We start from the raw sequence: 22,017 nt of genomic DNA, 5'->3' as shown, positions 1-22,017 counted from the left end.
CTCGCGCCGAGTCCGGTTGCTACGTGGGCGAGGGGCCGCCCGCCTGCGCACTGGTAGTGGATTCGCCGCTCAGCGCGTGGATCAGGTACGCGCGCTGGCGCGCGTCGGGCGTCCGGGTGACAAAGCCGAGGTATCCCGGGTCGGCGGGGAGAAACCGGTCCAGGCGCTCGCCGGGATTGGGAAGAGGCAAGTGCCAGCCAGCGGTGGATGCGGCCCCGCCTTGCGTAGCCCGCTTGTGAGGCTGCCGGCGCAGCACCACGCCGCCCCCGTGGGGTTGGGCCGCGATGAGCGCGGCGCTGCGGTCGGTATTACCTGTGCTTGAAAGGGCTGTGCTGTCGAATACGGCAGTGATGCGTTCGCCGTGGCCGTACACCACCAGATGGCCACCGGAACCGCTGATGAGGACAGGCGGCACGATCGCGTCTGCGCTGGCGGATGGCGCCGGCAAGGGCACTGGATTCTCTGCGCGGTGAATGCAACGCACCCGCCGGTCGCCATCGTGCCATGGCGGCGCGCCGCGCAGGTCGAAGCGCCAAAGCCCACCGGCGGCATCCACCGCATAAGCCGCCAAAGCCACGCCGGCAGCGTCGGGCAGGATGCTCGCGGCCAGCAGGGCCGGGCTGGGCTCGCCGTTCCGGCAACCGCTGGCGGGCAGGTGAAGCCGCAGTATCGCGTGGGGTCCTTGCCAAGGCGCCCGCGGGTTTGCCGAGCGGCAGCATGGCGATGCCGGCGGGCCGCCATGGCGGATCGCGTTGCGGCTCGCCAGGCCGGGTCTTGCGCCCGTGTGCGCTGGCGAGCATCACCATGGCATACCAGCTAGGCCCCTCAAGCGTGGATAGCGCCAATGCGCGCACGGGTCCTGACGGCGCCAGCGGCAGCGCGTCGGATGCATTGGCTTCCCAGAGGGCCTCCAGTGGCGGCTGCGCTGCGGCATTGGTGATGTCGAGGACGAAGACGCTTGCGTGCGCGCCGGTAGCGGGAGCCGGGAGGCCACACAGCAGCACAGTGCGCCAGCGACCGGATTCGAGCGAGACATCCGCCGCCTCGGGATAGGGGCAGGGCGCGGCGCCCCGTTTGAGCAATGCACGCGGTCGGTAAGCGAGTACTTCCTCGCCGGACCTGGCGTCGAACGCATGCAGCAGGCCGTCGCGCGTGCCCAGCCAGACCAGCGCAGCGCGCGCGCCGTGCTGAACGACGAACTCGGCGTGGCCCGGCCAGCCAGGCATCCACGCGGGAGGTGGTACCAGGAGAGGTGGTGTGCTCCCCGCGCCCTGTGCCGTGCCAGCAAGCAGCAGGCCGGCGGCGAGCGCAGTCAGCGAGTAGTGGAACCGGGCGGTGCGCGTCATGGCTGGAACTCGCTTTGCAGCAAGCGGCGTACCGCCGCGTCGCGCCCCATGCCCAGCGCCGTTATGCGAAAACGCGGCCGCGATCCCGTGCCCGACGCGTAGCCGGATCCCAGCCATTCGCCAGGAGGGCGCTCGTGCAGCAACTCGGCAACGTATCGCGGCATGGTTCCCGCGCCAGCCGCTCCGGGGGCAACGCGGGCAGGGTAACGCCGCTGAACGTGCCCATCGCGATGCCGGTGGCCTCATCCGCACGGCGCGAATCGAGCCAACCCACCCATGGCGGCGGCATGTTCGGGGCAGGCCGGCAAAGCCCCCGCTGCGGGCCAGTGCCGCATTGGCCCGGCGGTGGCCACGCAGCAAGGCGGGCATCCACCCCGGACGCGCCATTGCTGAGCGCCGCCATCAGCTCCGCTTCCGCGTCGAGCAATGCCGCCTCCGCTGCGCGAATGGCGATCTCCTGCTCGAGCTGGTAAGTGGTCACTTGCCGGCTGGCGAGCAAAATTGCAGGCCAGCCAGGGTTGTGGCGGCCACAAGCAGCAGCATCGTGGCCGTCAGCAGGAGCGTGGTGCTCCCTTTGGCCCGCTTGCGGCGCAGCAGGCAAGGCGCAGCCGCGGCGCTCAGCATAGTGTTTCCGTGCAGGGCCGGGCATTGCGCAAGCGCACGGATGCCGAGAAGACCCGGCGTATCAAGGCAGGCCGGTCACGCGGCGAGAAGACGAGGTCGTCGGCATGGAGGCCGGCGCCGCCATGTGCGCCCGGTGGGAACAAGGTGAGCACGGCCGGCGCTGCTGCCAGCGCCAGTGGGCGCTCACCACGCAGGACCAGTGCCACCTGCACCACCAGTACCTCGCGCCAGGCCGCGTCGCCCCTGGCGCGCAGTTCCTCGGCGCGCAGGAACGCATCGGCCTTGCCATCGCCATCGGTATCGATGCCGTATCGCAGCTGCATGGTCTCCACGCCGCGCACCAGGGCGCCAGTAGTCCAGCTTCCTCCTGCACCCGCCCGTCGCGCCGGCTGGCATAGCGGCACAACAATTGTGGCTCGCCATCCGCGCCGATCGCCACGTAGAGCAAGTTGGCCCCGGCATAAGCACGCGCGACACCATCCGGCTGGCCACCAACGCTCATCGCCGGCAACGCATACCCGCTGCAATCGATCATGGTCTGGTCCGGCAGCGTCGGATCCTGTGCGCGCCCGCTGCCGCTGAAGCGCACCAGCAGCGCATCGCTGCCATTGACGCCACCGCGAGCGCAGGTAGGCAGCGCGGCAACGCCCGGCTGGCCGCAATCGTCGCGCCCTGACAGCGCCGGTGGCGCATCGGCCGGCAAGGCCTGACCGACCGGCTGCCAGCCGCTATGCCGGATCAGGTGAGTGAGGATGGCGAGCGCCCGCTGGCCGCGTTCTTCCAGCAGCACGAGGTCAACGGCGGCGCGGTAAGCGAGTTGCACTGTATGAAATGCCGAAGCCGCCAGCGCGCTCACGAGTAGACCCAGCACCAGCCCGAGCATCAACTCGACGAGCGAGAAGCCTTGGGCGTGCCCGTAGCCGAAACCGCCTTTGGCCGGCTTGCCGCGCGTGGCATTCGCGTTCATGGCCCTATCCACAGCGCGACCGCGCGAAGCGAAGCCTGTCCGCCCGTGCCCCCACATGACTTGGGGGCTGCGGCAGCGAGCCGACGACGGCGAGCCTTGATCCCGGCGCGCACCCGGGCAGGGTTTGTTCGCTGCCGGCGGAAGCGATGGACCGGCACAACTGCAGTTGATGCCGACTGATGCTGCCGGCATGCAGCGGTAACAAGGCCAGGCTGGGATCCCCCATCTCCGCCAGTTCGCCTGCGGCACGCGTGGCCTGTCCGACGGCTTCATATTGGCGCAAGGCACCTAGTGCAACCGGAGCGAGCGTGGCGAGGGGCAGCAGGCCGATGCCGAGGACCGCGAGGGCGGTCAGGGACTCGGTCAGGACGTAGCCGTGTCGTCCTCTCTCGGGCGTGGGATGGAGAGGCGTTCTTGCTGATATTGACATGGCCCTCGCATGGGAGACGTGGTGCCCGAGGATAGCCAGAACGGCGGCCTGGAAATGTTCCAGACTGTAGAGAATGCGTGGGCGAATTGCTAAAGGTGAGGTGGCAGACGTAGGCTGAGTGTGGGCGCGCCTGTACCTGGCGGGAGCCCTGCGCTGGGAGGGCAATTCAGTACGATATTTCCGGAATAGCGTCTGCGCTCGCGAGGAGCGATTTCCGATGGCGGGGTTGCCGGCCAAGCAGGCACGAATCGCGAAGACCTGAACTCCAGGGGCGATCGCCAGCGCGGTTGATAGTTAACTGGCGCGATAACCTGCCTGTGCCGCCAGGACGTTCTACCAGCAGTCGTTGGTCGTGCCAGTACCCGAATAGCTCTTTACATTGGTCTGATCCAACTTCAGGTTGCCGCAAGTGGCGTCCGCTTTTACCGGCGTCGCCGTGATGGCATAAGACGTGGCGATGCCGCCGGTACCGGGACTGATCGTGATGGTGTAGGCGCTGGTTGAACAGGAATCCGCCGAAAAGGTGGAGGTCGGGCTACCTGTGCATGTGGGCAGCTGGAGGGCCGCTGGGTCGGTGGTGTATCCGTTGTTGACAGTGTAATACCGCTCCAGGGCCCCCTGTACCCGCATCAACGCGGATTTCCCCTCGGTGCGCCGGGCTTTCAACACATAGTTGGTGTAGAGCGGGTAGGCGACCGACGCGAGAATCGCGGTGATTGTCATGGCCACTATCAGTTCCATAAGCGTGAAACCGCTGTGACGTCGGGGCTGGATAGTCATTTGAGATGCCTTCATGCTAGATGCTCGCGGCTAGTGCAAGATCTCGCGCCAGGCGAGGCGCCCGCTCGGATTCGCCGCACTCTCCGAGATGGTTTCGAGATTGGCGCTGGAACCCGACGAGATCTTGCATTCCCTGCCGGGCCCGCATTTGGTCACGGTAGGCGCCGGCGTGATACCGACTGTCGAGCCACGGCCTCCGACCGGGACGGATATCTGTGTCTGGGGATCTGGCAAGTAGTCCGCGCTGGTGAAGTTGCGGTCGCCGTTGACATCGAAGGGGGAAATGTTGACCAGATGGCCTCCGCTCAGCGCCTGCAATTCCATCAGCCAGCTGGTGCCCCCATTTTGGCATTGCGCGGTGGACGGGATCAGCGTCGTGAAGATGATCCGGTCTCCTCTCACCGACGGGCCATATGCTACGCGTTCTCCTTGCGGATTGTTGGCGGGGTAGACAAGGTCCATATACCAGCCTTTCTGGGAACTGCCATTTCCGTAGATCACGGGGTTCTGGCTCACCATCCGATACATGTACCCTTTGCTGGTGACCTGCTGCAGGATGCTCTGCTGTACCAACGCCGAGCGTGGAACGGTAGTTACCACAGCAAGATTCTGGTCCCAGATTCCATAAAACGACTGGACAGTCTGGTCGCTCGGGTCCGAGGTGTCGAGGTAGCGGCCAGTTCCGAACAAGACCAGGAAACCGCCGGCCGGATTGCGCGTGATGTCCACCGGCGACGTAATGGGCTGCGCTTGGTTGCTGCTGTTCGTGGCGATGAATAGCGGTGTCCGTGGCTGGGTACCTGTTTGCGGGCTCGGCACGCCCCATTTTGTCGGGTTGGTATTGCTTACGTCGAATTTCCACAGGTCGCCCAGCAGGTCGCCCGCATAAATGTAGTCAGTGATGCCGTCCTGATTGACATCCGCCGCAGTGGGTTGCGACAGGCCGTTCGGGTTGGTCTTGGAACCCGTGCCGGTGGGAATCTTCAGGTAGTCCGTGCCCGCGACCCAGCTCTGGCTGCCGGCCTGGCGGTCGAGGAATACGACATAGAGGTAGGCGCTGCCGTCCGCGTTCGCGTTGACGGCTGTGCTGTTATATCCATTGCCGAAGATTGCAGCCCACTTGCCGTTTGCCAACTTGACGATGGACGGCTGGCCGAAGGTGTAGCCAAGATCAGCGTCGACCTGATTGGTGAACTCCCACAAGACCGCCTGGCTCGCCGTAGCCTCCGTGATGTTGTCGGGGTTTGTCACGTCGAGTGCGAAGATGCCAGCCCCGCCTGCCCCCAGGCTGCTCACCAGCACCGTGGCCCAGTTGCCGTTGACTTTCGCGTCCCCAGTGACGGGCGTGCCGTCGACGTAGTATTTGTGCGCGTAGGCGCGGTTGGTCAGCGCCGGAAGCGTGGCCGGAATACCGGAGGCAGTGCTTGAGAAAAACGGGGAGGGGATGTAGGCGAAGCTCTCGGTACCTTTGTCGGCTCGGATCGCGTGCAGCATGCCATCGTTCGCACCCACATAGAGCATGGGGCTGCGGCTCTTGTAGGTGCTGACGAAGGTGGCGTAGTCGGCGTCAGGATAGCCAGCGCTCGGAGGGCCCACGTACTGCGGGCTGGAGTTGACGATATCGCCAAGGGCCCAGTTGGTGGTCGACGTCAGGGGCGCGCCCGGAAGGTGTTGCCTTCGTTCGAGTGGTCGCCGCGCAGCCGGTCGAGCCGCTGACTGCCTTTGCTGTCAGCCTGGTTCAGCGTGGTCTGGTAGGCCACGGGCACCCCGACGACCCCAGTTCCAGGCCACCGGAATGGAATCCCTCCCTGGCTGTGGCTGTCGCGTCGAACGTCAAGATGTTCCTGCTGCCGGGGGTCTTGCTCTGGGCGGCAAGTTGAGAGCGGGCGTCCCAGTTCGGCGAAGTCGTGTTGATATTGCCGTTCGCATCGACACTCAGCGCCAACAGTTGCCCGGACCAGTTGGCGCCGTTGAACTGCGCCTGATATACGACCGAACCCGTGTTCAGCGAAGACGAATTGGTGGCGACCGAGGCAGCCGACGAGGTCTGCAGGATATTGAGGAACGCGTTGTTGAGCGCATTCTGCAGATTGGCCGGGTTGGTTACGTAGAAATAATTGTCGGGAATGCCGTCCGCGCCCGGATTGCCGTTCGCGTCATAGTTGTCCCATTCGGCGACCAGGTCGGGGGTGCCAGACGCGTTTTGATCCTTGAAAGCGCCCCATTTGGCGGCATAGAGCAGGGGATCCAGGAATTGGGCTGCGGAGTTGCCCGTGGCGGTATAGCTGGCAGTGGTCTGGACGTTGCTTGGGAGGCAGTTCTGGCAGCCGCCACTGGTGTTGATATACGCCAGGCCCGTGGGCGTGATGGAGACCGAAGTCGGATCGTTATAGACAAAGCTGTAGGCGCCAGAATGGAAATGGGGACCGTCCTTGTCCGTGCCGGAAATCACGTAGCCAAAGCCTTGGGGGTTGGCGGAACTGGCAGTAATGACCTGGGTGGATACCGAGATTGTGTTTCCACTGACGGTGTAGCTCAGAATGCCCCATACGTCCTGGTCGTAGTCCCCCCGGCAATCGAGTCTTCCCAGTTGACGTAGAACTTTCCGCTCGACGAATCCTGCGAAATAATCTTGAAGTCTACGATCTGCCCGGTGCTCGATGTGGCTCCGCTGCCAAGCCTGTAGGCCGGCATCAGAGTTACATTCTTCCCCCCACGTTCACCGTGACGCGTGGCGTATTGGTCGCCAGTTGCACCCCGTAGGAAGTTACCCTAAGGGACGTAGTGTCGTTGGACGGCGCCGCGATGCTAACCACATTGGTCGCTGGACGTATGCGGTTGGTGTGAGCGTAGTAGGCTGCGCCCGCGATATTGAAGGTGCCTTGCTGGGAGGGGCTTTCCGGGCATAGGCCGAGAACCTGGCTGAGCTTGCCGATGACCTTGGCGGAGCACAGGTTGTCCGTCACGGTCCCGTTGGAGCCTGCGAACCAGCTATTGCCGTCCACCTTCTCTCCGGTGCCGACCTGGTCTGTCCAACTGGGCGCTGTCGTCGTCGTGCCAAGACTGCTGAAGCCGCTTAGCTGGTCGCCGTCATAGGAAGAGACACTTGCATTGAATACCAAAGTATTTAGCGGCGTGCAGTAGTTGGCGGTTGTCAGGGGATCCTTCCAGGTCTCCGTCGTCAGCCCCAGAGCCTGGTCGCGCGTAGCCGGCGCCACGGAAAATGTCGCGTCGGCGGATGCCCCGCCGAAATATCGCAGCGACTCCATAAACACTTCCGCCATCGGATTGCCCCATGTCGAGCAATTGCCTTGCTGCGCTGGCTGTCCCTGTGCGTTTTTGCCGCCGGAGAGGGCGATGCCGGTCTGCTGGAAGTTGCAGTTGTCAGATTTGGTACTGTCTGTCTGATCGAAGTACGTGCCGTCGTTATAGCTGTACCCGGAGATCCGCAGGTGATTGATATTCCAGACGATGCCTTTGACGGATGTGTTGAAGGTGCCATCCGTCGAATTGATTTCCGTATTGAAATCCTGCGCGTTGCGTCTTAGTACGCCGCCGGAGATATTCCGGTCGTACGTGCCGGTCATCAGACCGAAGAGCATTGATCCGCTGATGCCACTGTATGTGTGCAACAAACCGATCGGCTTCTGGGCGCTGTTATAGGCGCGGCAGTTGTCGTTGCCAATCAGGCCGGCTATGCAGACCTGCACGCGGGCGTAGTATTTTCCCGCGGCCTCTCCGTCCGTGCCGACCCCGCGGGTGGATTGCGGCGGATTCTCCGCCGAGGCATTCAGGCCAGAGAGTGCGGGAAGGTTCCCGTTGGAAAGGTTGGCGCCCTGGGTCGCGCTGTGTTCCGACGCCCAATTGCACTGCCAGCGCTCACTGGCGCCCCACAAGGCATAGTTTCCCCTCGCCGCACGAATTTCCGGTGGGGCATTATTGCTTTGGGAGTATCTGTTGGCGGCGCTCGAGTCGTTGGGAGTTGTGTTGCACAGCGTTAGCCCCACGCGGCTGAGGTTGGATACTGTCCAACTGCTGTAGCTCTTGCTCGTCCCGGAAACTGAACGGCTGTCGATATTCACGGTGATGGTCGACGGCTTGGTGGAACTAGTGCCGTTCGCTACCTTGGTCACCCAACCGATCATCTGCGTGTTGGCAGGCGCGCTAGCGGGTACCAGCAGCATCTGGTCGCCAATCTCGAATTGGTTCGAGGTGCTGATGGTTACGCTGGGCGTTCCCGAGGCCAGATTGAAGGTGCTGGAGGAAGAGAACGTTGGTGCGGTCTGTTCTACCTGCTGTCCTGTGCCGTACGTGTACGGCGTGAGCTTCGGCAGGTCGGACCCGTTGTAGTACTTCGCCCAGGAGTGCGCGTCCATCGGCAGGAACGTACGTTCGAGGATGGTGCTGGTGCTTGTGTCGGTAGACCGGTAGCCGCCGTAGAGGATCTTCCTGACCGCATCCATGCGGGTCATGCTGGACCAGTTCAGGAAGTTGCCGCTCCAGGCGGTCGACGCCGGGCAATAGTGATTCTTGGGGGTTGCCGTCGCAATGGTCGAGGCCGGTACGAAGGCATGCTGGGTAGTGCTGTAGGTGTAGCACTTGAACGAATCGAAATAGCCAGCGTAATCGATCGAATCATCATAGGTGGTGTCGATCTTGCCGTCGCCATTCACGTCGGAATAGTCGTTGTATGCCTTCTGGTACAGGGCGTGGTCTTTCGATAGGTCGATCATCACGATCGGAGGCACATTGCCGCCGGCATAGAGCGGTACGCTCGCCAGGTTGAGCTGTGCCGCGCTCGCCGATAGAACGGCCAGTGTCAGCGAGAGCGTGACCATGAAGGTCTGGCATAGGAAGATCAGGCTGGAACGAGTACGAGTTGGCATATCTGTCTCTGTCTCTGTTTCGTGCTCTTGCATTTTGCTGGCGCGGCCGGGCGATTCCTGCTGCTGCTCCAGCCGGGTCGCTATGGTCGGAAGATTTCCTGGATCAGGACCTTGGTGTTGGCATTGGCGCCATAGCCGATAGCCGAAATGCGGTAGACATAGTTGATTGGGCCAGCCTTCATGCTGCCAGGGCTACTATCGGGGATTGGTTCGATCAGGTAGTGCGGTTGCTTGGCTACGCCAGCCACGGGATTCACGCCTTGAGTCTTCGTGATCGCTCCCAGCGTGACGGACCGGTTGTCGTCCTCGATATACAGGTTCCATACGGGCTGACCGGCCGTGGCCGGCGTGCAGAACCCTTTGAACCCCGTGTAGTCGCAAGTCGCGGTGGCACCGGTGGCGCCGGCGATGCCACGCGTCGTGGTGATATCTATCCGGGCATCGCGCAACGCAGCTTCCGCGGCCTGCAAAGCGATATTCTGGTCGCGCGAGTTGCGGGCCATGCGTTCGCCGGACGTGCTTAGCAGACTGGATGACACGCCGACCAGCGTCAATATGACGAGGAAGAGCAACACCACTACCAGTGACACGCCTGCCTGCCTGGCCGCAGGAAGTTGCGTCATTCGGTTCCAACGTTTCGTGGCTTGCAGCGTCATCTGCCTGACCTTAGTTCAATCGATTGCGCAGGGCCACGTAATAGGTAAAGTGCTTGCGCAGACGACCGTCCGCAGGCACCACCGATACGCTGCCGGTATCATTGCTGGGAGCGACGTCGCCAGGCGCGTATACCGTGCCAAAGTGATTCACGGTTGCGGATGCGGCCGTCACGTTCGAACGGGTGGTCCCGCGTATCACGACCGAAATCAGCGCGGCCCTGACGTTCGCCATATTCGCGACGCCCGGCGCCACGTAGCGGTCGATGGAGAGGTCACCATCGGTATCCTCGCCGAACAACACCTGCAATCGCTCGACCCCCTGGAACATGCGCACTGGCGTTGCCGTTGACGCTGCACTGCAGCCACGGTTCGCCGGTGGTCGCGTCGGTTACCACGGAGTAGGTCTCGAAGATCAGCGTCGCGTTCTGGGCCGCGGTGCCTGTGCAATCGACGATTGACCCGTCCGCGGTTGCCGCGCCCGGCGTGGACGAACCGTAGAAACGGAAGGACAGCGTATCGCTACTGTTCGTGCCCTGGTCATTTACCGCATCGATGATATTGGTGGCGGAGCCGAAGCGGTTCAGGGTGGCATAGTCGGTGTAGCCTGCCTGGCGGGCGTCGCGTTGAAGCATTTGGCCGATGGCGCGCGCGCTCTCCTGGACCAGAGACAAATCTGACTGGGTATCGTAGGACCTCAGTTGGCCGAGATAGAGCGACGCGATGGCAATGATCAATAGCATGCTGATGATCAATGAGACCATCAATTCGACCAGCGTGAAGCCCGCAGGAACGCGCACCTTGCCTGAGCGATTTTCGTTCATGGCACTAATGTCGTCACAAAGAGGGACATTGGGGGGGCGCGGTAGTGCTTGCCGTACCGCTGTGCGTCAGGTCGTCCTGCCACCAGATCTTGATAGCGTAGGGTGCGTTGGGCGCATTGTCGCACTGGGGATTCGAGGGTGTTCCATCGCCCGGAGTCGAGTCGATGCAGACGGTGCCGTAGCCGCCGGGCAGCGCGGAGCCCGCTTCGTCGAGCCAGACCTTGTAGCTCGTGACCGCCATCTGCTGCGGGGTGCAGCCCGCAGTGCTGTAGCACGCCGCCGTGGGAGTTGCGCCAGGAAGATTGTAGTATCCCGCGGCTTGAGCGGCTTCGTTGCTCCTGACCTGGTCGGCGAGGTTGTATGCCAACATGGTGGCAATGTTGCGCATGGAGGCGCTTCTGCCGTCGACCAGGGTCTGGGCCTGGAGTCGCGCCAGTGCCAACACCCCGATCGACATTACTACGATCGAGACCAGGGCCTCTATCAGGGTGAAGCCAGCCAGGCGCCTGGTTGGCTGAACGGGGAGGCGAGGCTGGAGTGGGTGGCGTGCCATGGCTCAGGGGCAGGCAACTGACTGGACAATGGGGCGGCCGCTTCCCGATAGCGACACGGCATTGCCGTTGGCACTGGCTGGGCTGGTGCAGAGCTTCCAGTTCGCAAATGCGTCCGGCGTACCGTAGCTATTGAAGCGGATGATGCCCGGGTTGGCGAAGCCGCTGGCTGTGTATGCGAGGTTCGCGCTGGGTGTGTCGCTGACGCGCAGCAGCTCTTCGGTCGCGGAATTCCAGCTGCCATCCGTGTTGAGGTCGACGAAAACGATGCGGCGGTTGCTCCAGCTGCTGGTGCAGGTGGAGCCGTCGGTCGTCGGGCATATGGTCACTCGCGTGTTGCGCCGTGCGGCTTCGCTGCGGGCCAGTTCCATATCGGAAACCAGTGCGCTCGATTCGGTTCGCAGCCGGGCTCGTTGCAGGAACGAGGTAAAGCTTGGAGTCGCGGCTGCCGCCAGGATCGCCAGAATACTCAGCGCGACTAGTAGCTCGATCAGGGTGAGTCCTTTCTCGACGCGCGCGGGCCGAATGGCGGCAATGCGGGAAGTCAGGCCCGGAAGTTCAGTGGGGAACGAGGCAATCTTGCAGGGTGATTCCTGCAGGGATTGACGAACAGGAGGGCATGACCTGACGCCGCCCGATGGCGCGATCTCGCTTGAAATGCCGCGCGCGCAAGCGATGCGGGCGAACGCCGCCGGCGCGCCAAGCATGGCATAGCCGGCTGCCCCCGGCAGCAAGACTGACCCATTTTGACCCTCGTCCGAAAAAAACTTCGCTATTTCTTCTGTTTGCTCTGTCCGGGCTTGTTCTTCTTGTTGGAGTGGCAGCCCAGGATGCTGGCGGAATTGATTTAATTACGTTTTAGTAACTTTTGCTACCCCTTTCGCGGGGTGGACGCCGAAAACTCATCCAGCACGTCGCGGAATTCCGACACGTCCTCAAAGCTCCGATACACCGAAGCAAACCGGATATACGCAATCTTGTCGAGCCGGCGCAGCTCGCGCATGACCAGTTCCCCGACCTGGCTGCTGGGGATTTCCTTCTCGCCGAGGGCGAGCAGTTTCTCTTCGATGCGGGTGATGGAGGCGTCGATGGCTTCAGCCGAGACCGGGCGCTTGCGCAGTGCCAGGCGCATCGAGTCCTTCAGCTTGTCACGGGTGTAGTCCGCGCGCGAGCCGTTTTTCTTGACGATGGCGGGGAAGAACAGCTCGATCCGCTCATAGGTGGTGAAGCGTCGGTCGCAGGATTCGCAGCGGCGGCGGCGGCGCACGGTATCGCCTTCTTCCGACATGCGCGTGTCCAGGACCTGGGTGTTGGAATGGGCGCAAAGGGGCATTTCATGCCTGACCACCTCGAAGTTTGAGCCGGGGCGCGTGCTGCGCGTGCAGCGTCTTGTCATTCTGTGTCGCGCCGGGCCGGGTTGGCAAGGCCCGCCGGCGGCGCTGGCGGGCCGCGGCGGGCTGCCGGCCACCCGCGCATGGGCGGGTGGCGCAGGGGGCTTTAGCCGTAGACCGGGAAACGCTTGGTCAGGGCCGCCACTTGCTCGCGCACGCTGGCGATGTTGGCCAGGTCGTGCGGGTTTTCCAGCACGTCGGCGACCAGGTTGGCCACCAGGCGGGCTTCTTCTTCCTTGAAGCCGCGGGTGGTCATGGCCGGCGAGCCCAGGCGGATGCCCGAGGTGACGAACGGCTTTTCCGGGTCGTTGGGGATGGCGTTCTTGTTGACGGTGATGTGTGCCTCGCCCAGGACCTTTTCGGCTTCCTTGCCGGTGATCTGCATGGCGCGCAGGTCGACCAGCATCACGTGGCTTTCGGTGCGGCCGGAGACGATGCGCAGGCCGCGCTCGATCAGGGTCTCGGCCAGCACGCGGGCGTTCTTGACCACTTGTTGCTGGTAGGCCTTGAACTCGGGCGACAGGGCTTCCTTGAACGCGACTGCCTTGCCGGCGATCACGTGCATCAGGGGGCCACCCTGGATGCCGGGGAAGATGGCCGAGTTGATGGCCTTCTCATGCTCGGCCTTCATCAGGATCACGCCGCCGCGCGGGCCGCGCAGGCTCTTGTGGGTGGTGGTGGTGACGAAGTCGGCGTGGGGTACCGGGTTGGGATACTCGCCGGCGGCGATCAGGCCGGCGTAGTGGGCCATGTCGACCATGAACAAGGCGCCGATGGACTTGGCTACCTTGGCGATGCGTTCGAAGTCGATGCGCAGGGCGAAGGCGGAGGCGCCGGCGATGATCAGCTTGGGCTTCTTTTCCTGGGCCAGCTTTTCCAGCGCGTCGTAGTCGATGTCTTCGTTGGCGTCCAGGCCGTAGCTGACGACGTTGAACCACTTGCCGCTCATGTTGAGGGCCATGCCGTGGGTCAGGTGGCCGCCTTCGGCCAGGCTCATGCCCATGATGGTGTCGCCCGGCTTCAGCGCGGCAAAGAACACGCCCTGGTTGGCTTGCGAGCCGGAGTTGGGCTGCACGTTGGCGGCTTCGGCGCCGAACAGTTGCTTGACGCGGTCGATGGCGAGCTGCTCGACGACGTCGACGTACTCGCAGCCACCGTAGTAGCGCTTGCCGGGATAGCCCTCGGCATACTTGTTGGTCAGTTGCGAGCCTTGCGCGGCCATCACGGCCGGCGAGGTGTAGTTTTCCGAGGCGATCAGCTCGATGTGTTCTTCCTGGCGCTGGTCTTCCTTCTGGATGGCGGCGAAAATCTCAGGGTCGATCTGGTCGATCGTATAGCGGCTGCGTTCGAACATGGCGAAAACTCGTCTGAAAAAGGGGAATTCCGAATGGCTTCGGGGTAGGGCGCGCGGGGAAGGCACAGGCGACCGGCGTCGGACGCGTTAGCTATCCGGCGCAGGGCGCACCCTGCTTCCCATTCGCTGCCCAGGCGAGCGGCAGGCGCTTGAAACATCGCGCCAGAGAACTTTGCGCTTCCTCGTGGTAGTGCCCACTGACTTCGCCAGTCGCGCAAGATGGAATGGTTGGCGGCAGTTTAACGCGAGGCGCTGGCTCGCTGCAAGACGGTGTGGTGGGCCCCGGGGCCGAAAGTCAATGCCTTGTCTGTCAGGCAATGTAAGTGTTGTAATGTCGGACAAGGGTTTACACCGGGTCGGGCCGGCTCTCCGCTACAATCGCGGCCATGAGCAACAATGTGTGGGCCTTGCGGGTGTATTGGGAAGACACCGACGCGGGCGGCGTGGTGTTCTACGCCAATTACCTCAAATTCTTCGAGCGCGCCCGTACCGAGTGGCTGCGCTCGCTTGGCATCGAACAGCAAGCGCTGGCCGATGAGTCCGGCGTCGTCTTCATCGTCAGAAGCACGGCGGTGGACTACAATGCCCCCGCCCGTCTGGACGACCTGCTTGAGATCCGGACACAGATTGAACGGGTTGGCCCGGCGTCGGTCCAATTCGCCCAGGAAGCCTGGCGTGGCGAGCAATTGCTGGCTACTGGCGCCATCCGGGTCGGGTGTGTTGATCGCAGCACATTTCGCCCGACTCCCATTCCCGCTCCCGTCCTTGCAACCATCAAGACCGCTCGATGAATCCCGTGACCGTCACGCAAGACCTGTCGATCATTTCGCTGGTGCTGCACGCCAGTGTGCTGGCACAGGCCGTCATGGCCCTGCTGCTGGTGATGTCCCTGTTCTCGTGGACATATATCTTCCGCAAGCATTTCTCCCTGCGCGCCGCGCGCACCCAGACCGAGGGTTTCGAGCGCGACTTCTGGGCTGGCGGTGATCTGCAGGCCCTCTACCAGAGCGCAGCCAACAACCGTCACAACACGGGCGCGCTGGAACGGATCTTCGAGTCCGGCATGGGCGAATACCTGAAAGCGCGCGAGCGCAACAACGACGCCGGCGCGCTGCTCGACGCCGCCCGTCGTGCCATGCGCGCGGCCTACCAGCGCGAGATGGATGTGATGGAATCGCATCTTCCGTTCCTGGCCTCGGTGGGTTCGGTCAGCCCGTACATCGGCTTGTTCGGCACGGTATGGGGGATCATGAACGCCTTCCGCGGTTTGTCCAATGTGCAGCAGGCAACGCTTGCCGCAGTGGCGCCCGGCATTGCGGAGGCGCTGGTCGCCACCGCCATCGGCCTGTTCGCGGCGATTCCGGCGGTCATTGCCTACAACCGCTACGCTACCGAAGTCGATCGCCTGGCCATCCGCTTCGAGAGCTTCATGGAAGAGTTCCTGAACATCCTGCAACGGCAGACCCGCTAAAGCGCCGAAGCCACCAACGTCTTCGGTCAAGGAGAACCAGCAATGGCAGCGATACAGCGCCGTGGCGGCTCGCGCCGCCGGGCCAGTGCCGACATCAACGTCGTGCCTTACATCGACGTGATGCTGGTGCTGCTCGTCATTTTCATGGTGGCAGCACCGATCGTGAACCCCGCCGTGGTTGACCTGCCCAGCGTGGCCAACGCCACCCAGCAGCAAAAGGCGCCTCCCATCGTCGTGACCGTGCATGAGGACGGCGCACTGACCGCGCGCGGCAAGGATAACGCTGGCAACAGCTTCGAGCGCAAGCTCGACAAGCAGGGCCTGATCGACTTCGTGCATCAGCGCCAGAACGAGAATCCCGACCAGCCGGTGGTGATCGCCGCCGACCGCTCGGTCAGGTACGAGGCCGTGCTCGACGTCATGTCGGTGCTCAAGGCCGACGGCGTGAAGCGCGTCGGCCTGATGGTCAAGCCCAAGTAAGCAGCGCCCCACGCGATGAAGACCGCCGCCTATCCTTATCAGCCGGCCCCGGAGCGGGGAACCCTGCGTTCCTTCCTGCTCGCGGTTTTCATGCATTTGTTGCTGGGCATCGTGCTGTATTTCGGTGTGCACTGGCAGAGCAGCACCCCGGTCGGCGCCGAAGCCGAGCTCTGGGATGAGGTCCCGGCAACTACCGCCCCGCGCCCGCCCCCGCCGCCGCCCGAACCCCAGCCTATCGTACAAGCCCGGCCCGCACCCCCGCGCCAGCGGTGAGGTCCCGTGCGGAAGAGGACGCCGAGATCGCCCTCCAGCAGCAAAAGCGCCGCCAGGCCGAGGCCGCCGCCCGCGAAGAGGCGCGCCAGCAGGCCGACCTGCGCGCGCGCCAGGAAGCCGACAGGCAGGAAGCCGCCCGCAAGGAGGCCGCCCGCAAGGACGCCCAGCGCAAGGACGACTTGCGCCGCGAAGAGCAGCGCCGCGAAGAACAGAAGAAGGACGACCTGAAGAAGGAAGCCCAGCGCAAGGAAGACGCGCGCAAGCAGGCCGCCTTGCAGGAGCAGCGCAAGGAGCAGGCTGAGCGCGAGCGCAAGGAAGCCGACGCCAAGGCCCGCGCCGAGGCGAAGAGCCGCGCCGAGGCCGATGCCAAGGCGCGTGCCGAGGCAGACGCGAAGGCGAAAGCAAGCGCGGACGCCAAGGCCAAGGCCAACGCCGAAGCCAAGGCCGCCGCCAACGCGAAAGCCAAGGCCGACGCAGATGCCAAGGCCAAGCACGATGCCGCTGCCAATGCCCAGCGCCACAGCGAGCTGGCACGCCTGCAGGCCCTGGCGGGTGGCGGGGCGGCAGTCGGCGGCGCCGGTGGTGTCGGCAGCAGCGCAGGCAGTGGCGCCGGTTCCGGCGGCAAGGCCTCGCCCGGCTACCCGGATCGCGTGCGTCGCCGCGTCAAGCCGAATATCGTGTTCACCGAAGACGTGCCTGGCAATCCGGCCGCGGTGGTGTCCGTTCAGCTGGCGCCGGACGGCTCGCTGATGTCCGCGCGGCTGTCCAGGTCCAGCGGCAATTCGGGCTGGGACAACGCCGTGCTGCGCGCGGTGGAGCGCTCGGACCCGCTGCCCCGCGACGAAAACGGCAAGGCACCGGCCAGCTTCACCATCACCTTCAAACCTAAGGATTAAGGGGTGCGGTGATGGCAACGGCGCGGGATAATTCGAATTGCAACATATTGCAACCTACGTCGATGCTCGGTAGTCCCACCGCTACGATGACAGGTTGCCTGACGCAGCCGGCAAATGTGCCCGGGGCACCCGATACAGGCATGCGACATGCCTTCAGTCTGCCTGCCCGTACCATGGCTCCAGCTTTGCCGGCCGCGTTCGATATGAATATTGATCTCGACTGAGGAGCAGCATGCGAAAGCTTTGGGCCCCCTTTGGCTGGCCGCGCGGCGGCACAGCACCCGCGCGCACGCCCTGTTTGCCGGGCTGGCAGTGGTTCTGGCCTGTTCGGCCGGCAGCGCGCAGGCGCAATTGAACGTTGAAATCACCGGCGTTGGCGCCAGCCAGCTCCCGATCGCCACGGCCAACTTCCAGGGCGAAGCACAGGCCCCCCAAAATCTCACGGCGATCATCCGCAGCGACCTGCAGCGCAGCGGCCGCTTCCGCAATGTCGACCCGGGCGGCGCCACCGTGGCGGAGTCCGCCAATGCCGACCTTGGCAGCTGGAAGGCGCGCGGCGCCGATGCCTTCGTGGCCGGCAGCGTGACACCCACCGGCAACGGCCAGTACGACGTGCGCTTCCGCCTCTACGACACCGTCAAGGGCACCAGCCTGGGTGGCCTGGCCTTCACCGTCAGCGGGAACCAGCTGCGCGTGACCGGCCACAAGATCGCCGACTACATCTACGAGAAGCTGCTGGGCGAGCGCGGCGTGTTTGCCACGCGGCTGTCCTATGTCTCGCGGGTGGGCGGGCGCTTCCAGCTGCTGATCTCGGACTCCGACGGCCAGAACTCCCAGGTGGCGCTGACCAGCAACGAGCCGATCATCTCGCCTTCGTGGTCCCCTGACGGCAGCAAGGTTGCCTACGTGTCCTTCGAGGCCAAGAAGCCGGTGGTCTACGTGCACGACCTGGCGACCGGCAAGCGCACGCTGGTGTCGAACCAGAAGGGCAACAACAGCGCGCCTTCGTGGTCGCCGGATGGCCAGCGCCTGGCGGTGGCGCTGTCGCGCGACGGCAATACCCAGATCTACCAGGTCGGCGCCGATGGCTCCGGGCTCAAGCGCCTGACACGCAGCAGCGCCATCGACACCGAGCCGCAATACGCGCCGGACGGCCGCAGCATCTACTTCACCAGCGATCGCGGCGGCGCGCCGCAGATCTACCGCATGCCGGCCGGCGGCGAAGAGGGCGGCGCAGCTCAGCGCGTCACCTTCAAGGGCAGCTACAACGTGAGCCCGCGCATTTCCCCGGACGGCAAGCAACTGGCCTATATCACCCGCAGCGGCGGCTTCAAGCTGCAGTTGATGGACCTCGGCAACGGCGATGTCACGTCGCTGACCGACACCGCCAACGACGAAGCGCCAAGCTTCGCCGCCAACGGCAAGTACATTCTTTATGCCACCCGGGTGGGAGGTCGCTCGGTGTTGGCGGCAGTGTCCACTGACGGGCGTACCCGGCAGGTTTTGTCGCTCCAGTCCGGCGAGGTTCGCGAGCCGTCCTGGGGACCATTCATGCAATAAACGAGGAGTTCCTAGCCATGACCAATATGATGACCAAAACCCTTGCCGTCGCCGCTCTGCTGGCCCTCGGCGCTTGCAGCTCCGGCGTCAAGCTGGACGATACCGCCAACGCCGGTGCCGGCAAGGGCACGCCTTCGACCGACGCTCGCGCCGTGGCGCCGGTGGACGTCTCGCGCGATCCGCTGAACGATCCGAACAGCCCGCTGGCCAAGCGCAGCGTGTACTTCGACTTCGACAGCTATAGCGTCAAGCCTGACTACCAGGGCATGCTGTCGGAGCACTCCAAGTACCTGGGCGCCAACAAGGGCCGCCGCATCCTGATCCAGGGCAACACCGACGAGCGCGGTACCAGCGAATACAACCTGGCCCTGGGCCAGAAGCGCGCCGAAGCCGTGCGCCGCTCGCTGTCCTCGCTGGGCGTGCCGGAAAGCCAGATGGAAGCCGTCAGCCTGGGCAAGGAAAAGCCCAAGGCAACCGGCCACGACGAAGCCGCCTGGGCAGAAAACCGCCGCGCGGACATCACGTACTAATCTGCGGATAGCCATCTCATGAAAGCACGCGTCTCCAAGTTGGTATTGCTTACTGCGATGTCCTGCGCCAGCCTGTTGCCGTTGGCGCAGGCGCGGGCCGGCGTGTTCGACGATGACGAGGCGCGCAAAGCCATCGTGAACATGCGCGACCAGTTCAACGGTTTCCAGGCGACCGCATCGCAGCGTATCGACCAGAACAGCCGCGCGCAGCTCGAGATGCAGAACCAGCTCGAGGGCCTGCGCCAGGAAGTGGCGCGGCTGCGCGGCCAGAACGAGATGCTGCAGAACGAGGTGACGACGCTGCAAAAGCAGCAGAAAGACTACTACGCTGACCTGGATGCGCGCCTGAAGAAATTCGAGCCGCAGCAGGTCACCGTGGATGGTCGCGAAGGGCTGTCGCAACCGGGCGAGAAGACCGAGTATGACGCCGCGCTCAAGCAGTTCCAGACCGGGGACTTCAAGGGCGCGGGCAACGTATTCTCGGCTTTCATCAAGAAGTACCCGCAAAGCCCGTACGTGCCGCTGGCGCAGTACTGGCTAGGTAACTCGCTGTACGCGCAGCGGGACTACCGCGGCTCGACCTCGGTGCTGCAGAACATGGTGCAGGCCTATCCGGATCATCCCAAGGTGCCGGATGCGCTGATCGCCATCGCCAACAACCAGATCGAATCGGGCCAGAAGCCCGCGGCCCGCAAGACCCTGGAGCAGGTGGTGTCCAAATACCCCGGCACCGAGGGCGCGCAGGCGGCGAGCAATCGCCTCAAGACGCTGAAGTAGACGCCCGGGAGGGCGGGCGCTGGCACGCGGCCCAGGTGGTAGGCAGAAGACAAAGGGCCCGCTTTTCGCGGGCCCTTTGTCCTGGCCGCGCTAAAATACGCGATTCGCCTCGAATTTTGCGTGGCGCCGCCAGGCGCCGCGCCCTGCCATCATGAAAAAACGCGCTATCGTCCTGCTTTCCGGCGGCCTGGACTCCGCCACCGTCCTTGCCATGGCCAATGCGCAGGACTTCGAGACCTATGCGCTGTCGATGCGCTACGGCCAGCGCCACTCCTCGGAACTGGAAGCCGCCAAGCGCGTGGCCGCCGCCCTGGGCGCGGTGCGCCACGAGATCATCGACCTCGACCTGCGCCGCTTCGGCGGCTCCGCGCTGACCGACGATAGCCTTGAGGTGCCCACCGACGGCGCCGTTGGCGGCATTCCGGTCACCTACGTGCCGGCCCGCAATACCATCATGCTGTCGCTGGCCCTGGGCTGGGCCGAGGCCATTGGCGGCCGCGACCTGTTCTTCGGCGCCAACGCGGTCGACTACTCCGGCTATCCGGATTGCCGGCCCGAGTATGTGTCCGCCTACGAGGCGCTTGCCAACCTGGCCACCAAGGCCGGCGTGGAAGGCGAACGCATCCGTGTGCACGCGCCCATTATCGACATGACCAAGGGCGAGATCATCCGCGCTGGGGTCAAGCTCGGGGTGGACTACGGCATGACGGTGTCGTGCTACAAGGCCGACGACGACGGCCGTGCCTGTGGCGTGTGCGACTCCTGCCGCATCCGCCGCGCGGGCTTCGAGGCCGCCGGCGTGCCCGATCCCACCCGCTACCAGGGCGCCGCCTGACGGTTGCCGTTGCCACAAGCGCGCTTGCGCGCACCCACCCGTTGCGCTTCCCCCGCCGGACACCCATGCCCGAAATCGATATTGCCGCGCTCAGCCGTACCGTACTGGCGAGCACCTTCATCCTGACCTTCGCCTTTGGGGCTGTGCTCCAGCGCACGCACTTCTGCACCATGGGCGCGGTCTCCGACATCGTCAACATGGGCGACTGGACCCGCATGCGCATGTGGGGGCTGGCCATCGGCGTGGCCATGATCGGCACCGCCGCGCTGGCCGCGGGCGGCTACATCGATCCCACCAAGACCATCTATGCCGCCAGCAAGCTCAGCTGGCTCTCGGCCCTGGTGGGTGGGCTGATGTTCGGCTTCGGCATGGTGCTGGCCTCGGGCTGCGGCAGCAAGACGCTGGTGCGCATCGGCGCCGGCAACCTGAAGTCGCTGGTGGTGTTCGCCTTCCTGGGGCTGTCGGCCTATATGACGCTGCGCGGCCTGTTTGGCGTGATTCGCGTGAACACCGTCGATGCCGTGGCCCTCACGCTGCCCACCACGCAGGACCTGCCCTCCGTGCTGGCGCAGGCCAGCGGCATGGCGCGCGCCACCCTGCAGCTGGGCATCGCGCTGGTGCTGGGCGGGGCGCTGGTGATCTGGGCGCTGGCCGGACGCGGCTTCCGTACCTTCGATAACCTGCTGGGCGGCTTGGCCGTGGGCCTGATCATCGTGGCCATGTGGTATGTATCCGGGCACCTGGGCTATGTCGCCGAAGATCCCAATACGCTCGACGAACTGTTCGTCGCCAGCAACAGCGGCCGCATGGAGAGCCTGAGCTTCGTCGCCCCCTACGCCTACACCCTCGACTGGCTGATGATGTTCAGCGACAAGAGCAAGGTGCTGACCATCGGCATCGTCAGCGTGTTGGGCGTGGTGGCGGGTGCCGCCGCGTATGCGCTGGCGACCCGCACCTTCCGCTGGGAAGGCTTTGGCAGCGCCGAGGACGTTGGCAACCATCTGGTGGGCGGCATCCTGATGGGCGCGGGCGGCGTGACCGCGCTGGGCTGCACCATCGGGCAGGGCTTGTCAGGCGTATCCACGCTGGCGATTGGCTCCTTTATCGCGCTGGCCGGCATCCTGGTTGGCGCGGTGCTGGGCTTCCGCTACCAGATATGGCGGCTTGAGCGCATGATCTAGCACGAGTAGTTCGCGTTCAAAGGTTGACTTTAGCGCCAAGATATTCCTATAATCGCGGCTTCAGTTTTTCCGGGTCGTTAGCTCAGTCGGTAGAGCAGCGGACTTTTAATCCGTTGGTCGCGTGTTCGAGTCACGCACGACCCACCAGCATTGCGAGAAGGCGTAGCGGGCAACCGCTACGCCTTTTTTGTTTCATGCCCCGCGCGTG

The 22,017-nt window shown here is 64.2% G+C and carries 25 protein-coding genes, 1 tRNA gene, 1 pseudogene and 1 riboswitch; of the genes and pseudogenes, 11 read left to right on the top strand and 16 right to left on the bottom strand.

What is annotated here, in order from left to right; genetic code table 11:
* Window positions 1-19: 19 nt before the first annotated feature.
* The 4 genes from OMK73_RS22565 to OMK73_RS22550 form a co-directional block, all read right to left on the bottom strand.
* Complete coding sequence (locus OMK73_RS22565) at window positions 20-577, bottom strand: hypothetical protein (protein ID WP_267604005.1); 558 nt, start codon at window positions 575-577, stop codon at window positions 20-22.
* Between the two features lie 765 nt (window positions 578-1,342).
* Window positions 1,343-1,510: a pilus assembly protein gene (locus OMK73_RS22560; RefSeq protein ID WP_267604004.1), complete on the bottom strand. Its 168-nt coding sequence runs from the start codon at window positions 1,508-1,510 to the stop codon at window positions 1,343-1,345.
* A 313-nt stretch (window positions 1,511-1,823) separates the two neighbouring features.
* Window positions 1,824-1,970, bottom strand: coding sequence for a hypothetical protein (locus tag OMK73_RS22555; protein WP_267604003.1), 147 nt, complete (start codon window positions 1,968-1,970; stop codon window positions 1,824-1,826).
* The gene (locus tag OMK73_RS22550) at window positions 1,964-2,293 is read right to left on the bottom strand and encodes a PilW family protein (protein WP_267604002.1); all 330 of its coding nucleotides are present in this window, start codon (window positions 2,291-2,293) and stop codon (window positions 1,964-1,966) included. The genes OMK73_RS22555 and OMK73_RS22550 overlap by 7 nt, the downstream gene beginning before the upstream one ends.
* A gap of 86 nt (window positions 2,294-2,379) precedes the next feature.
* Between OMK73_RS22550 and OMK73_RS22545 the strand changes: the two genes are divergently transcribed.
* Complete coding sequence (locus OMK73_RS22545; RefSeq protein WP_267604001.1) at window positions 2,380-2,646, top strand: hypothetical protein; 267 nt, start codon at window positions 2,380-2,382, stop codon at window positions 2,644-2,646.
* A 295-nt stretch (window positions 2,647-2,941) separates the two neighbouring features.
* Here OMK73_RS22545 and OMK73_RS22540 read toward each other — a convergent pair whose 3' ends face one another.
* The 12 genes from OMK73_RS22540 to glyA all read right to left on the bottom strand — a co-directional run bounded on the left by OMK73_RS22540 (window position 2,942) and on the right by glyA (window position 13,806).
* Window positions 2,942-3,367, bottom strand: coding sequence for a type IV pilus modification PilV family protein (locus OMK73_RS22540; protein ID WP_267604000.1), 426 nt, complete (start codon window positions 3,365-3,367; stop codon window positions 2,942-2,944).
* Window positions 3,368-3,700: 333 nt separating this feature from the next.
* On the bottom strand, window positions 3,701-4,147 hold the full coding sequence (locus OMK73_RS22535; protein WP_267606475.1) for a type IV pilin protein: 447 nt from the start codon (window positions 4,145-4,147) through the stop codon (window positions 3,701-3,703).
* A gap of 30 nt (window positions 4,148-4,177) precedes the next feature.
* Complete coding sequence (locus OMK73_RS22530; protein WP_267606474.1) at window positions 4,178-5,767, bottom strand: pilus assembly protein; 1,590 nt, start codon at window positions 5,765-5,767, stop codon at window positions 4,178-4,180.
* A gap of 118 nt (window positions 5,768-5,885) precedes the next feature.
* A complete protein-coding gene (locus tag OMK73_RS22525) occupies window positions 5,886-6,599 on the bottom strand; it encodes a hypothetical protein (RefSeq protein ID WP_267603999.1) in 714 nt (237 codons plus the stop codon).
* Between the two features lie 247 nt (window positions 6,600-6,846).
* On the bottom strand, window positions 6,847-9,033 hold the full coding sequence (locus OMK73_RS22520; RefSeq protein ID WP_267603998.1) for a hypothetical protein: 2,187 nt from the start codon (window positions 9,031-9,033) through the stop codon (window positions 6,847-6,849).
* A gap of 80 nt (window positions 9,034-9,113) precedes the next feature.
* The gene (locus OMK73_RS22515) at window positions 9,114-9,689 is read right to left on the bottom strand and encodes a pilus assembly PilX family protein (RefSeq protein WP_267603997.1); all 576 of its coding nucleotides are present in this window, start codon (window positions 9,687-9,689) and stop codon (window positions 9,114-9,116) included.
* A 10-nt stretch (window positions 9,690-9,699) separates the two neighbouring features.
* Window positions 9,700-9,990 carry a PilW family protein gene (locus OMK73_RS22510; RefSeq protein ID WP_267606473.1) on the bottom strand — a complete coding sequence of 97 codons (291 nt, stop codon included), beginning with the start codon at window positions 9,988-9,990 and terminating at the stop codon, window positions 9,700-9,702.
* Complete coding sequence (locus OMK73_RS22505; RefSeq protein ID WP_267603996.1) at window positions 9,962-10,510, bottom strand: PilW family protein; 549 nt, start codon at window positions 10,508-10,510, stop codon at window positions 9,962-9,964. The genes OMK73_RS22510 and OMK73_RS22505 overlap by 29 nt, the downstream gene beginning before the upstream one ends.
* Window positions 10,511-10,523: 13 nt before the next feature.
* A complete protein-coding gene (gene pilV, locus OMK73_RS22500; RefSeq protein ID WP_267603995.1) occupies window positions 10,524-11,063 on the bottom strand; it encodes a type IV pilus modification protein PilV in 540 nt (179 codons plus the stop codon).
* A gap of 3 nt (window positions 11,064-11,066) precedes the next feature.
* The gene (locus OMK73_RS22495; protein ID WP_267603994.1) at window positions 11,067-11,768 is read right to left on the bottom strand and encodes a GspH/FimT family pseudopilin; all 702 of its coding nucleotides are present in this window, start codon (window positions 11,766-11,768) and stop codon (window positions 11,067-11,069) included.
* 164 nt (window positions 11,769-11,932) lie between these two features.
* Window positions 11,933-12,394: a transcriptional regulator NrdR gene (nrdR, locus tag OMK73_RS22490; protein ID WP_267606472.1), complete on the bottom strand. Its 462-nt coding sequence runs from the start codon at window positions 12,392-12,394 to the stop codon at window positions 11,933-11,935.
* 164 nt (window positions 12,395-12,558) lie between these two features.
* Complete coding sequence (gene glyA / locus OMK73_RS22485) at window positions 12,559-13,806, bottom strand: serine hydroxymethyltransferase (RefSeq protein ID WP_267603993.1); 1,248 nt, start codon at window positions 13,804-13,806, stop codon at window positions 12,559-12,561.
* Between the two features lie 121 nt (window positions 13,807-13,927).
* Window positions 13,928-14,030, bottom strand: a riboswitch (ZMP/ZTP riboswitch).
* Window positions 14,031-14,192: 162 nt separating this feature from the next.
* Here glyA and ybgC point away from each other — a divergent pair.
* The 10 genes and pseudogenes from ybgC (at window position 14,193) to OMK73_RS22435 (ending at window position 21,956) form a co-directional block, all read left to right on the top strand.
* Window positions 14,193-14,597, top strand: coding sequence for a tol-pal system-associated acyl-CoA thioesterase (gene ybgC / locus OMK73_RS22480; RefSeq protein ID WP_043352192.1), 405 nt, complete (start codon window positions 14,193-14,195; stop codon window positions 14,595-14,597).
* Window positions 14,594-15,277: a protein TolQ gene (gene tolQ / locus OMK73_RS22475; protein WP_043348531.1), complete on the top strand. Its 684-nt coding sequence runs from the start codon at window positions 14,594-14,596 to the stop codon at window positions 15,275-15,277. The genes ybgC and tolQ overlap by 4 nt, the downstream gene beginning before the upstream one ends.
* 42 nt (window positions 15,278-15,319) lie before the next feature.
* Window positions 15,320-15,757 (top strand): protein TolR, encoded by a 438-nt coding sequence (tolR, locus tag OMK73_RS22470; RefSeq protein WP_267603992.1) that lies wholly within the window; start codon window positions 15,320-15,322, stop codon window positions 15,755-15,757.
* A gap of 15 nt (window positions 15,758-15,772) precedes the next feature.
* Window positions 15,773-16,926 (top strand): annotated as a pseudogene (gene tolA / locus OMK73_RS22465) (cell envelope integrity protein TolA).
* A 294-nt stretch (window positions 16,927-17,220) separates the two neighbouring features.
* On the top strand, window positions 17,221-18,486 hold the full coding sequence (tolB, locus tag OMK73_RS22460) for a Tol-Pal system beta propeller repeat protein TolB (protein ID WP_267606471.1): 1,266 nt from the start codon (window positions 17,221-17,223) through the stop codon (window positions 18,484-18,486).
* Window positions 18,487-18,503: 17 nt separating this feature from the next.
* Complete coding sequence (pal, locus tag OMK73_RS22455) at window positions 18,504-19,016, top strand: peptidoglycan-associated lipoprotein Pal (protein WP_267603991.1); 513 nt, start codon at window positions 18,504-18,506, stop codon at window positions 19,014-19,016.
* Between the two features lie 18 nt (window positions 19,017-19,034).
* Window positions 19,035-19,793, top strand: a complete 759-nt coding sequence (gene ybgF, locus OMK73_RS22450; protein ID WP_267603990.1) for a tol-pal system protein YbgF — start codon at window positions 19,035-19,037, stop codon at window positions 19,791-19,793.
* Between the two features lie 151 nt (window positions 19,794-19,944).
* Window positions 19,945-20,628, top strand: coding sequence for a 7-cyano-7-deazaguanine synthase QueC (gene queC, locus OMK73_RS22445; RefSeq protein ID WP_267603989.1), 684 nt, complete (start codon window positions 19,945-19,947; stop codon window positions 20,626-20,628).
* 65 nt (window positions 20,629-20,693) lie between these two features.
* Window positions 20,694-21,809 carry a YeeE/YedE family protein gene (locus OMK73_RS22440; protein WP_267603988.1) on the top strand — a complete coding sequence of 372 codons (1,116 nt, stop codon included), beginning with the start codon at window positions 20,694-20,696 and terminating at the stop codon, window positions 21,807-21,809.
* A 71-nt stretch (window positions 21,810-21,880) separates the two neighbouring features.
* Window positions 21,881-21,956, top strand: a tRNA-Lys gene (locus tag OMK73_RS22435).
* Window positions 21,957-22,017 lie beyond the last annotated feature (61 nt).

Origin of the sequence: Cupriavidus sp. D39, from assembly GCF_026627925.1 — a bacterium.
Taxonomy (GTDB): Bacteria; Pseudomonadota; Gammaproteobacteria; order Burkholderiales; family Burkholderiaceae; genus Cupriavidus; species Cupriavidus ulmosensis.
The sequence above is the reverse complement of the archived record's forward strand: the minus strand, read 5'-3'. Positions and strand labels throughout refer to the sequence as shown.

Bases quoted from the DNA above. Each gene is read 5' to 3' on its own strand.
- OMK73_RS22440 (WP_267603988.1), top strand. From the start codon at position 20,694: ATGCCCGAAATCGATATTGCCGCGCTCAGCCGTACCGTACTGGCGAGC.
- ybgF (WP_267603990.1), top strand. From the start codon at position 19,035: ATGAAAGCACGCGTCTCCAAGTTGGTATTGCTTACTGCGATGTCCTGC.
- OMK73_RS22555 (WP_267604003.1), bottom strand. From the start codon at position 1,970: ATGCTGAGCGCCGCGGCTGCGCCTTGCCTGCTGCGCCGCAAGCGGGCC.
- OMK73_RS22560 (WP_267604004.1), bottom strand. From the start codon at position 1,510: ATGCCGCGATACGTTGCCGAGTTGCTGCACGAGCGCCCTCCTGGCGAA.
- OMK73_RS22520 (WP_267603998.1), bottom strand. From the start codon at position 9,033: ATGCCAACTCGTACTCGTTCCAGCCTGATCTTCCTATGCCAGACCTTC.
- queC (WP_267603989.1), top strand. From the start codon at position 19,945: ATGAAAAAACGCGCTATCGTCCTGCTTTCCGGCGGCCTGGACTCCGCC.
- OMK73_RS22505 (WP_267603996.1), bottom strand. From the start codon at position 10,510: ATGAACGAAAATCGCTCAGGCAAGGTGCGCGTTCCTGCGGGCTTCACG.
- nrdR (WP_267606472.1), bottom strand. From the start codon at position 12,394: ATGCCCCTTTGCGCCCATTCCAACACCCAGGTCCTGGACACGCGCATG.
- OMK73_RS22550 (WP_267604002.1), bottom strand. From the start codon at position 2,293: ATGCAGCTGCGATACGGCATCGATACCGATGGCGATGGCAAGGCCGAT.
- tolQ (WP_043348531.1), top strand. From the start codon at position 14,594: ATGAATCCCGTGACCGTCACGCAAGACCTGTCGATCATTTCGCTGGTG.
- OMK73_RS22535 (WP_267606475.1), bottom strand. From the start codon at position 4,147: ATGACTATCCAGCCCCGACGTCACAGCGGTTTCACGCTTATGGAACTG.
- glyA (WP_267603993.1), bottom strand. From the start codon at position 13,806: ATGTTCGAACGCAGCCGCTATACGATCGACCAGATCGACCCTGAGATT.
- OMK73_RS22495 (WP_267603994.1), bottom strand. From the start codon at position 11,768: ATGCTTGGCGCGCCGGCGGCGTTCGCCCGCATCGCTTGCGCGCGCGGC.
- tolR (WP_267603992.1), top strand. From the start codon at position 15,320: ATGGCAGCGATACAGCGCCGTGGCGGCTCGCGCCGCCGGGCCAGTGCC.
- pal (WP_267603991.1), top strand. From the start codon at position 18,504: ATGACCAATATGATGACCAAAACCCTTGCCGTCGCCGCTCTGCTGGCC.
- pilV (WP_267603995.1), bottom strand. From the start codon at position 11,063: ATGGCACGCCACCCACTCCAGCCTCGCCTCCCCGTTCAGCCAACCAGG.
- OMK73_RS22515 (WP_267603997.1), bottom strand. From the start codon at position 9,689: ATGACGCTGCAAGCCACGAAACGTTGGAACCGAATGACGCAACTTCCT.
- OMK73_RS22540 (WP_267604000.1), bottom strand. From the start codon at position 3,367: ATGTCAATATCAGCAAGAACGCCTCTCCATCCCACGCCCGAGAGAGGA.
- ybgC (WP_043352192.1), top strand. From the start codon at position 14,193: ATGAGCAACAATGTGTGGGCCTTGCGGGTGTATTGGGAAGACACCGAC.